Source organism: Mesorhizobium sp. RCAM 05099 (assembly GCF_059683685.1).
This window is the reverse complement of sequence record NZ_CM185035.1, coordinates 5,284,408-5,298,738: the sequence shown is the minus strand read 5'-3', so window position 1 is coordinate 5,298,738 and position 14,331 is coordinate 5,284,408. Positions and strand designations below refer to the sequence as shown.

The window sequence follows — 14,331 nt, the reverse complement described above, 5'->3', positions numbered from 1 at the left end:
CCATAGCGGTGCTCCGCTTGAAAAGCTGGTAGAGAAGGGGGGTTGCCGGAGGAAGGCTATCCGATCGGCCTAGGTGCACACAGCCAGGCGCGCGATTTTCCGCAATGACGCCGGCCCCTGCGTTTCGAGAGCACAATGACTGAGCTTCATTTCTGGCCGATCGTTCAGTGTCTCATCTTGCTGACCCTCGCGAACGGCGTGCCTGTCATCGCCAAGAAAATGCTTGGCGAGCGGCTCTCGTGGCCGATCGATGGTGGTCGGCTGTTCTGGGACGGACGGCCCCTCCTGGGTCGGTCAAAGACCCTTCGCGGTCTCGTCCTCGCCATCATGGCAGCTGGGATAGGCGGCCCCCTTGTGGGGCTCGACGCTGCAATCGGAGCGCTCATCGGCTTTACCGCCATGGTCGGCGACATGCTGTCGAGCTTCATCAAACGTCGCTTGCGCCTGGCTCCGAGTGCTGAGGCGCCAGGCCTCGATCAGGTGCCGGAATCTCTATTGGCTTTCCTGGCGGTCAAGAACCTCGTGGGATTTTCGGTTTGGGACATTCTGATCGGTGTCGGCGCGTTCTGGATTGGTGAACTCGTGGTCTCCCGGCTTCTCTACATGCTGCGCATCAGGGACAGACCCTACTGATCCTCGCGGACCAGATGGTGGAGTGTGATCTCGGGAAGACAGTTCAGCCGTACCGCGACGACACTCGAGCCGGCGCCAACCGATGTGTAACCCATCATGCCGTGGTACATCCAGGCGCCGGCGCCCATGGTCCGTGGAAGTTTCGAATCCAGGGTGATCGGAATTCCTCCCGGCAGACAGATCTGGCCGCCATGGGTGTGACCTGCGAGCAGCACGTCGAATCCAGCGTGAGCTGCCTGGCGATAAATCTCGGGAGTATGCGAAAGCAGGATCGAAAAGGCATCGGACGGCACATCGGCAACCGCCTTTTCAATATTGTCGACCCGGAAGAAATGCGCATCGTCAATTCCAGCGAGATAGATGCGCTCTCCGTCCCGCTCGATCACCTCCAGTTCGTTCATCAGCATGCGAATGCCCATGTCCTCCAGGGCTGGAACCATTCGAACTGTATCGTGGTTGCCGAGCACCCCGTATAGCGGCCCCTTGAGAGAGGCGCGTACGCGGGCGACGCCGTCCAAGGCGGCTTCGAAGGGACCGAATGTCTTTGCACGGAAATCGCCGGTCAGCACGCAAATGTCATAATCGAGATCCGCGACGAGTTCGGTGACGCGATCCATGGCCGTGCCGCTCATGTCCGTATGCAGATCGCTGAGGTGCAGGATCCGGAATCCTTCGAAACCGCGTGGCAAGGTTGCCGATACGATGGTGTTGGCGCGGACTTGGACGTTTTCGGCATTGCGGCACCCGCATCCATAGAGCCCGGTTAAGCGCAGCCCGTTGCGGATCACCGCATGGATCGAATACCAATTCTCCAGGTGAAAGAAGTTCAAGCCCTGGCCGAAGATCTGTGCTTCGTGGTCGTCCTCTATGCCCAGACGCTGCCTTGCATGGATCCGGCCAAGGCGTGCGTCCAACCTGAGGTTGATGTCAGTCATCGCCATCCCGAACCAAGTTGATTGGCACCTCAGAGGTGTACCAATCCATCGCACAAGCAAGTCATTTTGGCGATCTTGCTGCCTGAATCTAATGCTGCAGCGTTTCGATATACCCTGTCAGGTTGTGGATGCGTTCCGTGGTTACCACCTCACCACCACTTGGACCGTAGGTTTTTGCGTCATCCTCAAGGAAGTGGCGCCCCCAGACCGGCATCTCGCGGCCGCCATGGCTTGGTATGGCGTACCGGCCGTCGATAGTCGCGAAGACCCTCGAATAGGGAAACGTCCCGCCATTGCGTTCGGAAAGGTGCGTCAGGTCTGCCGGACGCTTGATCAGCAGGTCGCGCAAGGGTCCGTCGCCCTTGCCATCGACGCCGTGACAGACGGCGCAGGAGTTCAGATATTCTGCCTGGCCGTAACTCATTTCCTGCGCCAAGGACGCTTGGCAGGCCATAGTCGCGAGAGCTAGTGCGATCGGTAGTCTCATCTGCGCATCCACCGGTTGATGGGTTGAGCGTACCGTGTCAACCCGCACACATGTTGATCCGGATCAATTGGGCCACGGCGAGATCTTTGATTCAGCGCAATGAGCATGCCGAACCGTCCGGTTATCGTTGCGATGGAATTTCACACAAGATCGGGAGCAGCCGCCATGGCTTTCAGGACGATACTTACGGTTACGGGACCGCATATGGGTGACGGCGATCTCAAACTCGCTGCTGACCTTTGCGACGAAATCGGCGCCCATCTTGCTGTTCTTGTCGTTGCCATCGCCGCGCCGCCGCCAGTCGGAGAATATGCGGCGGTCGTCTCGGAAGACTGGCTGAAGGAGCGGCAGGCCGATGAGAAGCTCTTGGAGAAGCGAGCCGCCGCCGTGTCGGCATTTCTCGCCAAGAGCGCGCTTTCGGCCGATGTCTCCAGCGAATATCCGGAGGTCGGCTGGGCTGATGAACGAATTGGTCGCCGCGCGCGCTACGCCGACATTACGGTGATCGGACCGGAGTTGCTCGCCGGCGAGACGCTGAAGAGCAAGGTGATCGAGGGCGCCTTGTTTTCATCCGGAAAGCCGCTGCTGATCGTTCCCCCGGGGACGCGGCCGACATTGAAGCCGAAGCGGGTGCTGGTTGCGTGGGATGCCCGCCTCGAGTCATCGCGCGCCCTTCGTGAATCACTCGACATGTTGACGGGCGCCAACGAAGTGCGCCTCGTCATGGTCGATCCGGTGGAGGACGAACACCACCACGGTCAGGAACCGGGGGCCGATGCCGCCGCCTATCTGGCGCGGCATGGCGTGAAGGTCACGGTCGATCGACTGCCGAGTTCAACCCATTCCGTCGCTGACGTTCTTCGCCAGCATGCGGTCGATAGCGGCGCCGAGTTGATGGTGATGGGCGCCTATGGTCATTCGCGGTTGCGCGAGCGGATTTTCGGTGGTGTCACCAAGTCGATGCTTGAGGATCAATCGCTGCCGATCCTGATGGCGCGATGAAGCGCGGCCGCCAGTTTTAGGTACTATGCTCTTTCGCTTTTCGACCTGAAACGTCGATCGGAATCCGGAAGAAAGCATGTGTCGAGTGGTCTGCAAGCGAAGGCGTCTTCGGCCCAAGGAACCAGGTTCCCACCAATCGTCATGCTTGCTCAAGAGTGACCAGGAGAGCTCAAGCCGCGCCGGGCTTGGTCGTCCGCGACCGAGTTGTTCGCTGACCAGCGCGGTATTCTTGCCTGGCTTCGACGAGTGCGTCCGTGACTTCGTCATCGGTAAGCTGTGGGAAGCTGCGGTAGTGGTAACCGAGGGCGTGGAAACGCGCCGGTTGGCTGAGGCACACGATCAAGTCCGCCTCCTGGGCGAGCTCCGCCACTGTGTCCGGCGGCGCCACAGGGATTGCCACAACGACCTCCCGAGGTGAGCGCCTTTTAAGGGCACGGATTGCAACCTTCATCGTTGTCCCCGTCGCGACACCGTCATCCACGATGATTGCCGTCTTTCCGGTGATCGACAGAGGGGCGCGCTCGCCGCGATAGACGAGCCGGCGCCGTTCCAGTTCCGGGCGCTCCTTCGCGATCAAGACGCGAAGTTCATCATCGTCGAGCGCATAGGCCTCGACGATCTCGCGGTTCAGAACGATGTCCGGTGGATTGCCGTCGACGATCGCTGCGACCGCCAGTTCGGGATTACCCGGCGCACCCACCTTGCGCACGATAATCAGATCGAGTGGAGCGTTCAGGGCTTTGGCCACTTCCGCGGCGACGGGGACACCCCCTCGCGGCAAGGCGAGGACGACCGGCTGATGTAAATCCAGTTTCCCGACCTCGACCCCAAGTCTTTTCCCAGCCTCCTGTCGATCGCGGAACATCGGTCAATCCATCGGCCAGAGCTGACGCAGCGATTTCTTCATCGAGTTCCGAACCTGGACGATTTCGCCATGCGAGATGTTGCGGTCGAGGATCTTGAAAACCGCTTTGATCGCCTGGTCGATATCGACGTCGGGTTCATATCCGAAGCTGTTCCTGACACAAATCACGAAGTCGCTCTTCTTCCGTTCCCACGCGGGTGTGTCCGGCTTCCAGCCTTCGAAATATATACCCCGGATGAGCGTCGGCAGTTGAGCGGAAAGGTCGGCCATCTCCTCGGGCGACAGCCAGTCTCGCAACGTGTGCAAGACGGATTTCAGGAAGCGGTAGGCGCTCTGTTCGCTCCAGCCCAAGTCTCGGGCCAACTCGTTCACCCATTGCTGCGCCTGCTCGGCAGCGTGAGTAAATCCCGTAATTGAAGTGTGAGTCATGCGATCGCTCCTTCAATCTGTTGGCTATTCTGGCGTACGGAGCAATCTTCACATTGAGCAGGATCAAATCATCCTGGCGTGCCAGGCGAGAGGGCACGGCGAGCAGTCGGAATGAACGGCTGGCGATCCCCAAAAATCGAGTCCTGCCTTGATTTATGAGAAGATATTCCTACGTGTGGTCTGCCCATGTCCTCCCCTGACATGGGTGAGCGATGGGGCTGTCCTCCCTGACCCATCGTGAGGCTGAGCCCGCTGCCCCCTCCCTCGGGCAGCGGGCTTCGTTTTGTCGATGCGCATGATCGAAGCCGGTTGGACTCGGTGGCAAGGTGATCCAGGCAGTGCGTGAAGTTGCCGACTACGGGTTCCCCTGGAGCGGACGCAATTTTGTAGGTTCGCAATTCGGTGTCTGAGTCCGGGCGGGCAAAACGCAACTCATAAGTTCCAGAAAAAACTGCGTTGATGAAAGCCATGGCGAGGCGAGAATCTCGTGTCGTCGCCATGACCGTACCGTCGTCATAGGCTTCGTAGTCCAGATGGCCCAGCGAACTGAACGTCCGGGCGCTGAATGCTGCGTCTGAAATCCGCACTATTTGATATTTGCTGTTGGCTGTGAGGTCGGCTGCGGCCATGAGGAAGCCAGCCAGAACCGTCCCGTCGAATTTGTTGTAACCAGCAAGCGCGATGAACTTGACGACTTCCCGCGACGGCGGATTGCTGAGGTCGAGGATGATCTCGCAAACCTTGGCCTCTTCGCTCTCGTCGCTCCAATTGCTGTAGGCCATCCCCATCGGGAAGATCGTCGAGCCGGCTTGGGCGATGCCAAGCAGAGCTGTCAGAAGGCGATGCGCGACGAACATGCGTTCAGTTCCTCCGAATCCGGCTCGGTCAGCGCACTACACGACCAGGTTGCAATGGAGGCTATCTGAACATCATTCCTGGACCGAACTCGCCCGAGCGCCCCATGCCCATGCCCATCATCGGCAGGACAATCTCGTCAGCGGCCTGCTTCTGCTCATCGCTCAGCTTTGCATATAGTTTTTCGACCGCTGCCCTGACAGTCTTCACCTGCTCCAGACGGGCTTCGAGATGGGTCTGTTGGTAGGCCAGTCGCTCGGGCAGGGGCTTCTTCAGGAACTCACCGTCCTGGAATTGCTTGATCATGTCCTGCATCAACGCGTTATGCGACTCGGCCGTGCTGCGGATAACGCCGGCAAGCTCATTCCAGGAGGGCGCCTGCTCGTCGGTGATCTTCAACTCGGTTTTGAGGAATGCGAGGCGTCCGTCGATTCGATCGAGCATCTGGTCTGAATCATAGCCGCCCATCGGGCCGGCCATGCCCCATTGACCCATCATCATTCGGCCCATCCCCCAGCGGGGCCACCAACCGGAATCCTTGTCTTCGGCCCCGGCCACGACAGGCATCGCTGCAACGGTCAGCATCAAGCCCGCGGCGAAAATATTGCGCAAATTGAACATCGAGCACCTCCTTCAGGGCGCACTGCCAGATACTAAGTAAATCACGCAGTGACGTTGGCGGCATTGACCTGCATCAACGGGCGCCAGCCTCCATATGCACGGCATCGTTGTGGGTGCGGATGCTCGGAGCATTCGTAGAGAGAGGGTGGTTTCCAAAGCTGCCAGGGGTCCCGCGCCATCTGGAGCATGCCTTTGGTGGAACTGACACATGCTGGCGGGATCCCACGCTGGCAGGTTGGAAGATATCGAACCGCGGCAACCTCTGAATTTTGTCGCGATACCTGCAATTTGGCCGTGCTATGTTGGTTCACAGACAAACAGGGAAGCCGCTGCGGCTGCTTATGTGATGAGTGGATAAGCGGATCGCTCACCTGAATATCGAGCATTTTCGGCAGCGCTTGGCCGAGGAGCAGGATGAGGTCAAGCGGAAGACACTGCTTGATCTGCTCGCGAAGGAAGAGGAAAAGCTCAGAAAAATCGAGGCGACTGAAAAGGGAAAAAGCGGGCACAACGATAAGTAGACGAACGCGCCAATATCGCCGCTAGACATCCTTGGTGGCAGGTTCCCATATTCGCCAATGAGTGGGTGAGACATCAAGCCGTTCCTTCGTGGCCGATTTGATCCAGCCCGTGAGTACACGCCTGCAGGGAAAAACGAGTGCGTGGGGACCGTCCTTGTCTATGACGGCCAATTCCAAATCTCGATCGAAGGGGGCGTTCGATACCGGGTGCCACATGACTTCACCTTGGGGCGGAAAGGCAAAATCATCCTTGACGCAGGTCAAATCCGACGACCGGTCATCTCGCGTGCCGTGCACGGGAACGCCTTGCGGGCGGCGATCGGCAATACGGCGATCAGCATTCGAGTTTACCGCTGTTGGGTCGCCACGTTCCGCAGGGTTTGCCATTTCGTGATCTCGCTGCTGCGCAGGCCCGGCATGTTGATTGTGCCTTCTGCTCGGGGTGGGGAGGCACGGAAAGACGGTCTCGATGATGACGCTGATGTCACCACGATCGACACGGCAATCTGCCTCTGCTTGTGAGATCAATGGCGCAATATCTGAAATTGCGAAATCCGGTTTGGTCCTTATGGGATTCCCCCTAGACAGCCGCGGCAGATATAGCCTCGACGGGTTGCGCGGGGGAGGGTGGGAAAGCCCAGGCGCCAGTGGGCATTGACGTGAACCAAAAAATAGTTTTGGGGCGGCCGGGGACTTGGGTGTAGAATGCCTTGTTGAGGGATGTCATGGACCGATTCATTGCTCGCGCCAACATCGCCCATTTTCAGGATCTGCTCTCACGCGAGACCGATCCGGAACAGCGGCGTATCATCGAAGGCTTGCTGGCGTTGGAGCAGAAGAAGCTCGAGATCGCCGAAAGCCAGGCACGCGATCAGTCCCGCCGACCTGGCAGCCCAGCAAGTATTGCCAAACCATCGCGCTGATATGGCGCGCGGCGACACATCCCAAGGTGGAAACGTTGCCCGTTTCGCGGCCCGGCTTGGCCCCCCAATAGACGCAGCTCGACAAACTGTCTTCTCTTGAAGAGGCTCAGCGCGCCGACCAGACGCGCTGAGGGTGATCAGCGGTCACGACTGTTACGCAGGCTTGACCGCGATCTTCTTCTCGGCCTTCTGGGCTTCAGCGGTCTTGGGCAGCTTCACCGTCAGCACGCCCTTGGCGAAGGTCGCCTCGATCTTGTCGGCGTCGACGCCTTCAGGCAGCTGGAACGAACGCTGGAAGGAGCCGTAGCGGCGCTCGGACAGATAGTAGTCCTTGTCCTTCTCTTCTTTTTCCTCGCGCTTCTCGCCCTTGATGGTCAGCATGTGGTTGGCGAGTTTGATCTCGACATTCTTTTCGTCGATGCCCGGCAGTTCGGCCGTGATTTCGTACTCCTTGTCCTTCTCGACCAGATCCATGGCCGGCGCGACCGGCCAGCCCGGATTGCGTAGGGACGGCAGTTCACGACCGAACAGGGAGCGCGTCGAAGGCAGGCGAAAATCGAAAGGATGGAAGTCGTCGAACAGGCGTTCGACTTCGCGACGCAAGCTTTCGAACGGTGTGGCCCAGTTGCCGGCTGGCGCCGGCGCAGGGTTCTTCTCTGTCTTGACGGGTAGTCTGGTGGCAGTTTCGACCATGGTTCTTCTCCTTTGACGAGTTTGACCGGCAGGTGCCGCCGCCTCCGCCCTTCCACCTTAGGTCTCCCAGGAGGCGCTAGAGCCGGAGGTCAGCGGACCCGCTTGCCAGATGTCGTCGCCGAAATGGTCCATTGCTTCGCGAATCCGCGGTTTTGCCGCGGTTCATCGCGCCCGCGTCGCCAAATCAGGCTCAGCCTGGCAAGGACAGCATCAAAGCCGCTGCAAAGGGAAGGCTCCTTGATCGGGATCAATGGCGACAGAAAATGTCCTCTGCTGGAGCCCCATAGAGATGCGCGACCACCGGGGATCGCGGCGGCGACACCGAAACGCCGCAGTGCGGGGCGCCCCGATGACTAAAAGTGCTCACGCTCAAATTCAACGCAGGAGTAGCCGAGTGTCGAAAGACCATCGGCGAGATGCTCCGCAAGCAGCGGCGTCCCACAGAGATAGTCGGCGGTATGCTTATTGTGTTCGTCAGCTGCCTGCTGGCGGACACTTTGCCACTCGTCTGCGGACTGGTCGTCGCGTCCCAGCCACATCAGGGCGACGAGGTCGGTTTGTGCGTCGACGGAAAGATCGGAAATCAGCGACTGCAATTCTTCGAGAACCGGGTCGTCGTCATGATCCTCGAGTATCGCCGCGGAATGATCGTCGGACGGATTGGAGGCGGGGCTGGGTTCGGTGACCGGATCCTTGGCATCGAGCTCGCGCGCCTTCATGATGATGAAGCATACGGTTTCGAGCGGAACTTCAAGTTCCGTTTCGCCGTCGCCAGTCTTGTCCGCTTTTTCCATCATACCGGTTCCTTCGGTTGCTGTTCGTCTTCCCGTCCCCGGACGACGCGCCTGCCTGCCATCGGCCCCCTTGTTTCGGTGACGACGGTGCATCGTCCCTCCGGTTGGCCTTCGGCCTGGAAGTAGATCACGACCCAGTCGCTTGTCTTTGCCAGTTCGTGCGCCAGCCTGGTGTTCGAGAAAAACGCGGTGAAATGCCAGTTGTCATGTCGCGCATGCAGGACCGGCAGCCAAGCCTCGCCTTTCGGATTGAAGCGCTTCGGCGCAATCTTGCGAAGCATTCCGGCTGCCGCCCTTTCGCGGTACATGCGATCGACATCAAGCAGCATCGACACTGGCGGCAAGGGTTGAGGTTGAGGGGTCGTTCTCAGTCGAGCCCTGCCGAGCCGTTCGGCGAGGGCTGCCCCCAGCATCTCCTTGCGCCTGTGACCGATGCCCTTGATATGAAGCGCGCCGCTATGGAGCGCGTTCTCGAGGTCCTCGAGGGTCTCGAGTTGCCCGTCCTCGGCGAGGCTGTGCGCGTATCGTGGTCCGATTCCCGGAATCGACCGAAACAGCGCCTCCGGCTCCATCTCGCCGCGCAGCCGTTCCAGTTGGGACCAGCGCCCGGTTGCAGCCATCTCGGCAATCGCGCCAGCCAGGCCCGTTCCGATGGCCGGCAGGGCGATGAGACCGTCGCGTCCCTCGCTTGCCAGGATCTCGCCCACCGGCCGTTCCAGCCTGGAGACGACATCCGCCGCCCTTCTGTAGGCCCGTGCACGGAAACCGTCGGCGCCCTGGCTGTCGAGGAGATCGGCAAAATCGCGGAATTTTGCTGCCACCCCGATGTTCTCGGGGAGCGGCTTCGTCGCCAACGGCGTCATTGGCTTGACGCCTGGGTTGGGTCTCGCGGTCTGTAGCGGCTCCGGCATGGTTCTCCCCCGTACAGGGGTTGAAAATTGTCGATTGCCCCTCTTAGGCCATTCGACGGCTCGCATCCTTGACGCGCATCAATCCATTAGTGTTCGAAACTGGATAGAAGAGAACATGCGCTTCTTCGCACTCAAAGGCTCGGAACAACTCGGCGCGGCCGCGGCGCGGGCGCTTTCGATCGAGCTTGATCCGCATGAAGAGCGAGATTTCGAGGACGGCGAGCATAAGGCGCGTCCGCTGGTCAGCGTGCGCGGCAGGGATGTCTATGTGCTGCACAGCCTTGGTGGAGGTGGCGGCGTGTCCACCAACGACAGACTATGCAAGCTCCTGTTTTTCCTGGCGACATGCAAGGAGAACGGCGCCGCGCGAGTAACAGCGGTCGTTCCCTATCTTGCCTATGCGCGCAAGGACCGGCAGACCAAGGCGCGTGACCCGGTCACCACGCGCTATGTCGCGCAACTCTTCGAGGCAATGGGTACCGACCGGATTGTGACGCTCGACGTCCACAATTTCGCGGCTTTCCAGAACGCCTTTCGGTGCGAGAGCATCCATCTCGACACGCGGATGCTCTTTGCCGCGCTGATAGGCAAATTGGCTGGCGATCTGCCGATCACCATTTTTTCGCCCGACAGCGGCGGCGTAAAGCGCGCGCAATTGCTCAAAGAGGCCCTGGAGGCGGAAACCGGGAAAGAAATCGGGTTCGGCTTCATGGAAAAGCGCCGCAGCCGGAACGTGGTTTCCGGCGAACTGTTTGCAGGCGACGTCGCGGACAAAGCCGTTTTCATTATCGATGATCTGATCAGCACGGGTGGCACGATTCTGCGCGCCGCCCTGGCCTGTCGTGAGCGCGGCGCGCGGGCTGTTCATGCGATCGCCACGCACGGATTGTTTGGCAAGGGTGCCGATGTGCTGTTCGGCAGCCAGGCAATAGACCGCATCATCGTCACGGACAGCGTGGACTCGGCGGCAGTCGCCAAAGCCCGTTACCCGCAAGCGCCCTTGGACATTCTGCCGATCGGCAGTCTGGTCGGCAAGGCGATCAGGCGTCTCCACGCACAGGGCTCGATTTCCGATCTGATCGGGATTGATGACTGAAAATCTCGCGCTCCGCCTGCCTGATGTAGCGGATCGCCTGCGGGCGCCATTTTTCCGGATGGCGGATTGGCGTCTCGAGGAGATGCGCGACCCCGAGACGGGCCTTCAGCAATGCCCGGAAACCGCCATAGAGCGCCAGCAGCTCGGCGTCGGGGCTATCCGGCAGCCGGCTTTGCAGAGCCTTGACCAGCAGTGGCCGGATCCAGGGCGCGCCCAGCATCTCGCATTCCATGCCTAGATAGTTGATTTCGTCATAGGGATCGATGATGCGCATCGACCGATTGAACTCGAGGCAGTCGATGATCTGGAGCGGCTGGCAAAGGCAGACGTGTTCGGGGCGCAGGTCGCCATGCCCTTCGACGATCGCGCCGCGAAGGATGCGCGCTTCGATCCGCGGCCTCAATTGCTGTAGCAAGCCGTCCACCATGTCCAAGGCGCCGGACACGATATCCGCCAACGCGAATTCGGGCCGCAGCAGGATGGCGCGGTTGATGCGCTGCTCTCCTGTGAGGTGGCGCAGATAGGCGCCGCCGCCGTCAATCTCCGCCCGGCGTTGCGCATAAAACTCCGCCAGCGTCTTGGCGACTTCATCGATATCCGCCGCGTCCAAGCGACCGCAGGCGATGCGCTCGTCCAGCATGTCGCCTTGCGGCAGACGCTTCATTTCGACCAGCCAGTCGACGGCGCGGCCGCCGCCGCCGAGGGTCAAACGGCCTGATGCGTCACGGCGAAGTGGAAGGACCCGCCGATAGGTTTCGGCGGCAAGGCGGGCGTTCAGCCGCAATTCCTCGCCACAATAGAAGTGCCGCTTCCTGATCGTGCTGAAGTCGAGGAAAGCATGCCTGACCGGCTTCTTGAGCTTGTAGACCAGGTCGTCCGTGAGGAAGACCCAGGACATATGCGTCTCGCGGACATCCACATGTGTCGTTCCGCTCCCGTATGCCGCCGGATCGCTGAGAAAGCGCACCTTCGCCGCCAGATCCGCAATTTGCCGGTGCCCCATCATCGCCGGTACCATGCGGGCCAGCAGCGATCCGCACTTTGATGCGCGTCAAGGACGCGCCCGCTGGTCGTGACATTTTGCCGATGAATGCAATTTCCGGCTGGATGTCATGGATCGCAAACACACCTTCAATATAGGCTACGTCATCGCTGCCATCCTGATCATTGAGCTGTTTCAGGTCTGGTTCGCCTATCGCGACACCGCCCAGCTTTCCTACAGCGACGTGATCCGCCTCACCGAGGAGGGCAAGGTTGCGTCCGTCACGCTGACCGAGACCATGATCGAGGGCGCGTTCAAGGAGCCGCGGGATGGCAAGAAGACGTTCCTTGCCAATCGCGTCGACCCCGCGGCGGTTGCGGTTTTCGAGAAGGCCGGCGTCAAGATCACCGGCGCTTCCGACAGCAACTGGCTGACGACAGTTCTCTCTTGGATATTGCCCGCGCTGATCTTCGTCGGCATCTGGATGTTCTTCTTCCGCGGGTTCGCCGACAGGCAAGGCATGGGCGGCCTGATCAATATCGGCAAGTCGAAGGCGAAGGTCTATCTGGAGCGCAAGACAGGTGTGACTTTCGAAGACGTGGCGGGCGTCGACGAAGCCAAGGCCGAGCTGCAGGAAATCGTCTCCTTCCTCAAGGACAAGGACAAATACGGTCGCCTCGGCGCGCGGATTCCCAAGGGCATCCTGCTGGTCGGGCCGCCTGGAACCGGCAAGACATTGATGGCGCGCGCCGTCGCCGGAGAGGCGGGGGTGCCCTTCTTCTCCATCTCTGGCTCGGAATTCGTCGAGATGTTCGTCGGCGTGGGTGCGGCCAGGGTACGTGACCTATTCGAGCAGGCCCGGCAGGCCGCGCCTTGCATCATCTTCATCGATGAGCTCGACGCGCTGGGCCGTGCCCGCAGTCCGTTCGCGGGTTATGGCGGCGGTGACGAGAAAGAGCAGACATTGAACCAGCTGCTCTCGGAACTCGACGGTTTCGATCCGCGTGTTGGTATCGTGCTGCTTGCCGCCACCAATCGGCCCGAAATCCTGGATCCAGCCCTGCTGCGCGCCGGGCGCTTCGACCGGCAGGTCGTGCTGGACCGGCCCGACCGCAAGGGCAGGGAGGCGATCGTCAAGGTCCACATCAAGAACGTCTCAACCGCGCCTGGCGTCGGCACGGACGAGATTGCCGCGATAACGCCCGGTTTCACCGGTGCCGATCTCGCCAATCTGGTCAACGAGGCGGCCATCATCGCCACGCGGCGTGGCGCCGACAAGGTGACGATGGACGACTTCACCAATGCGGTCGAGCGGATCGTCGCAGGGTCGGAACGCAAAAGCCGATTGCTGAAGCCGCAGGAGCGTGAGCGTGTGGCCTTCCACGAAATGGGGCACGCCCTGGTGGCGGTCGCGACGCGAAGCGCCGATCCGGTGCATAAGGTGTCCATCATCCCGCGCTCGATCGGTGCCCTCGGTTTCACCATGCAGCGTCCGACGGAGGACCGGTTTCTGATCACGGTCAGTGAGCTGAAGGACCGCATGGTTGTCCTCATGGGCGGCCGCGCGGCCGAGGAAGTCATATTCGGCGAAGTCTCGACCGGGGCGGCCGACGACCTCGCCAAGGTCACGGATATTGCCCGGCAATGTGTCACCCGCTTCGGCATGGACCCGACGGTGGGACAGGCAGTCCTCGAAGAGCAGCGCCTGCAATGGCTAGGTGACGGTCCTGGCCTGCCAAACAAGAAGGACTATTCGGAGGCCACGGCGCGCGAGGTCGACCTGGCAGTCCGAGGCATGATCGACGAGGCCTTTGCCAGTGCCGGGGATGTGCTCCGCGAACGGATCACCGATCTGCGCGCCGGTGCGAAGCTGCTGCTCGAGAAAGAAACGCTGACGCCTGACGACTTCGCGCCGTTGCGGCGAACCGCGGTGCTGGTCCCGGCGGCGTGAAGGCGACGCCGGTCAAGACGCCGGCCACACCAGAACAAATGAGGAGAGTGTCATGAAACACAAGCTTCAGCAGAAGGTGATCGCCATCCTGGCACGTTGCATGGACATGACGATTGCCACGACCCGCTCCGACGGCGCGCCACAGGCGACGGTGGTTTCGTTCGTCCATGACGGTCTGTTGCTCTATTTCGGCTGCGGAGCCGGCTCGCAGAAGGCTATGAATATCTCTCGCGACCCGCGCGTTTCGGTCGCCATGACCGCACCCTATGAAGACTGGCTGGAGATCAAGGGGCTGTCGATGGCGGCGACAGCTACGGAGGTCGTCTTACCTTCCGAACTCACGGAAATCGGCCGCATGATGGTGCAGCGCTTCCCGCAGATTTCGGCTATCCAGCCCAGTGAGGCCGCATCCGTGAAACTGTTCAGGGTTCGGCCCACGATCATCTCTATACTCGACTATTCCCTGGGGTTTGGTCACACGGATCTCGTCAAGATCGAGGCCGATGACATCGCCGAGACCCTGGACAGCATGCGGCACCATTGGCTTGTAGGCACTTCCGCGACCTCGTGACGGTCGCGCCAGTCGTCCAGCCAGCTGACTATTTGACCGGGCATTGAGCCGGATCAATGAGC

18 protein-coding genes are annotated in these 14,331 nt (G+C 60.6%); 8 read left to right on the top strand and 10 right to left on the bottom strand.

Going from position 1 to position 14,331, the window contains the following annotated elements:
• Positions 1 to 135: 135 nt before the first annotated feature.
• Positions 136 to 633, top strand: a complete 498-nt coding sequence (locus tag AC56QQ_RS26250) for a CDP-archaeol synthase (RefSeq protein ID WP_497123937.1) — start codon at positions 136 to 138, stop codon at positions 631 to 633.
• Here AC56QQ_RS26250 and AC56QQ_RS26245 read toward each other — a convergent pair.
• A complete protein-coding gene (locus AC56QQ_RS26245) occupies positions 627 to 1,622 on the bottom strand; it encodes a metallophosphoesterase (RefSeq protein WP_497123936.1) in 996 nt (331 codons plus the stop codon). The two genes, AC56QQ_RS26250 and AC56QQ_RS26245, sit on opposite strands and share 7 nt — an antisense overlap.
• 34 nt (positions 1,623 to 1,656) lie before the next feature.
• Positions 1,657 to 1,992: a c-type cytochrome gene (locus AC56QQ_RS26240; protein WP_497100614.1), complete on the bottom strand. Its 336-nt coding sequence runs from the start codon at positions 1,990 to 1,992 to the stop codon at positions 1,657 to 1,659.
• Between the two features lie 228 nt (positions 1,993 to 2,220).
• On the opposite strand from AC56QQ_RS26240, the gene AC56QQ_RS26235 reads away from it, so the two are divergent.
• Positions 2,221 to 3,057, top strand: a complete 837-nt coding sequence (locus AC56QQ_RS26235; RefSeq protein WP_497123935.1) for a universal stress protein — start codon at positions 2,221 to 2,223, stop codon at positions 3,055 to 3,057.
• Between the two features lie 169 nt (positions 3,058 to 3,226).
• Here AC56QQ_RS26235 and AC56QQ_RS26230 read toward each other — a convergent pair whose 3' ends face one another.
• The 4 genes from AC56QQ_RS26230 to AC56QQ_RS26215 form a co-directional block, all read right to left on the bottom strand.
• Positions 3,227 to 3,922, bottom strand: a complete 696-nt coding sequence (locus AC56QQ_RS26230) for a phosphoribosyltransferase (RefSeq protein WP_497123934.1) — start codon at positions 3,920 to 3,922, stop codon at positions 3,227 to 3,229.
• Positions 3,923 to 3,925: 3 nt separating this feature from the next.
• Positions 3,926 to 4,351: a DUF2267 domain-containing protein gene (locus AC56QQ_RS26225; protein ID WP_256750085.1), complete on the bottom strand. Its 426-nt coding sequence runs from the start codon at positions 4,349 to 4,351 to the stop codon at positions 3,926 to 3,928.
• A 68-nt stretch (positions 4,352 to 4,419) separates the two neighbouring features.
• Positions 4,420 to 5,208 carry a hypothetical protein gene (locus tag AC56QQ_RS26220; protein ID WP_497123933.1) on the bottom strand — a complete coding sequence of 263 codons (789 nt, stop codon included), beginning with the start codon at positions 5,206 to 5,208 and terminating at the stop codon, positions 4,420 to 4,422.
• Between the two features lie 61 nt (positions 5,209 to 5,269).
• Positions 5,270 to 5,827 (bottom strand): Spy/CpxP family protein refolding chaperone, encoded by a 558-nt coding sequence (locus tag AC56QQ_RS26215; RefSeq protein WP_497123932.1) that lies wholly within the window; start codon positions 5,825 to 5,827, stop codon positions 5,270 to 5,272.
• Between the two features lie 350 nt (positions 5,828 to 6,177).
• Here AC56QQ_RS26215 and AC56QQ_RS26210 point away from each other — a divergent pair, with 350 nt between their 5' ends.
• The 3 genes from AC56QQ_RS26210 to AC56QQ_RS26200 all read left to right on the top strand — a co-directional run bounded on the left by AC56QQ_RS26210 (position 6,178) and on the right by AC56QQ_RS26200 (position 7,271).
• Positions 6,178 to 6,348 (top strand): hypothetical protein, encoded by a 171-nt coding sequence (locus AC56QQ_RS26210; RefSeq protein WP_489860120.1) that lies wholly within the window; start codon positions 6,178 to 6,180, stop codon positions 6,346 to 6,348.
• 141 nt (positions 6,349 to 6,489) lie between these two features.
• Positions 6,490 to 6,870: a hypothetical protein gene (locus AC56QQ_RS26205; protein WP_497123931.1), complete on the top strand. Its 381-nt coding sequence runs from the start codon at positions 6,490 to 6,492 to the stop codon at positions 6,868 to 6,870.
• 203 nt (positions 6,871 to 7,073) lie between these two features.
• A complete protein-coding gene (locus AC56QQ_RS26200) occupies positions 7,074 to 7,271 on the top strand; it encodes a hypothetical protein (protein WP_497123930.1) in 198 nt (65 codons plus the stop codon).
• Positions 7,272 to 7,424: 153 nt separating this feature from the next.
• Here the strand turns inward: AC56QQ_RS26200 and AC56QQ_RS26195 are convergent, their stop codons facing one another.
• The 3 genes from AC56QQ_RS26195 to AC56QQ_RS26185 all read right to left on the bottom strand — a co-directional run bounded on the left by AC56QQ_RS26195 (position 7,425) and on the right by AC56QQ_RS26185 (position 9,669).
• Positions 7,425 to 7,964 (bottom strand): Hsp20/alpha crystallin family protein, encoded by a 540-nt coding sequence (locus AC56QQ_RS26195; protein ID WP_497123929.1) that lies wholly within the window; start codon positions 7,962 to 7,964, stop codon positions 7,425 to 7,427.
• 353 nt (positions 7,965 to 8,317) lie between these two features.
• The gene (locus AC56QQ_RS26190) at positions 8,318 to 8,758 is read right to left on the bottom strand and encodes a DUF3775 domain-containing protein (protein WP_497123928.1); all 441 of its coding nucleotides are present in this window, start codon (positions 8,756 to 8,758) and stop codon (positions 8,318 to 8,320) included.
• A complete protein-coding gene (locus AC56QQ_RS26185) occupies positions 8,758 to 9,669 on the bottom strand; it encodes a DNA-binding protein (protein WP_497123927.1) in 912 nt (303 codons plus the stop codon). The genes AC56QQ_RS26190 and AC56QQ_RS26185 overlap by 1 nt, the downstream gene beginning before the upstream one ends.
• Between AC56QQ_RS26185 and AC56QQ_RS26180 the strand changes: the two genes are divergently transcribed.
• Complete coding sequence (locus AC56QQ_RS26180; protein WP_497123926.1) at positions 9,668 to 10,765, top strand: ribose-phosphate diphosphokinase; 1,098 nt, start codon at positions 9,668 to 9,670, stop codon at positions 10,763 to 10,765. The two genes, AC56QQ_RS26185 and AC56QQ_RS26180, sit on opposite strands and share 2 nt — an antisense overlap.
• Here the strand turns inward: AC56QQ_RS26180 and AC56QQ_RS26175 are convergent.
• Positions 10,710 to 11,663 carry a hypothetical protein gene (locus AC56QQ_RS26175; protein WP_497123925.1) on the bottom strand — a complete coding sequence of 318 codons (954 nt, stop codon included), beginning with the start codon at positions 11,661 to 11,663 and terminating at the stop codon, positions 10,710 to 10,712. The genes AC56QQ_RS26180 and AC56QQ_RS26175 overlap by 56 nt on opposite strands.
• A 214-nt stretch (positions 11,664 to 11,877) precedes the next feature.
• On the opposite strand from AC56QQ_RS26175, the gene ftsH reads away from it, so the two are divergent.
• Both ftsH and AC56QQ_RS26165 read left to right on the top strand, forming a co-directional pair.
• On the top strand, positions 11,878 to 13,698 hold the full coding sequence (ftsH, locus tag AC56QQ_RS26170; RefSeq protein WP_497123924.1) for an ATP-dependent zinc metalloprotease FtsH: 1,821 nt from the start codon (positions 11,878 to 11,880) through the stop codon (positions 13,696 to 13,698).
• Between the two features lie 52 nt (positions 13,699 to 13,750).
• The gene (locus AC56QQ_RS26165) at positions 13,751 to 14,269 is read left to right on the top strand and encodes a pyridoxamine 5'-phosphate oxidase family protein (RefSeq protein ID WP_489860128.1); all 519 of its coding nucleotides are present in this window, start codon (positions 13,751 to 13,753) and stop codon (positions 14,267 to 14,269) included.
• Positions 14,270 to 14,331: the final 62 nt, after the last annotated feature.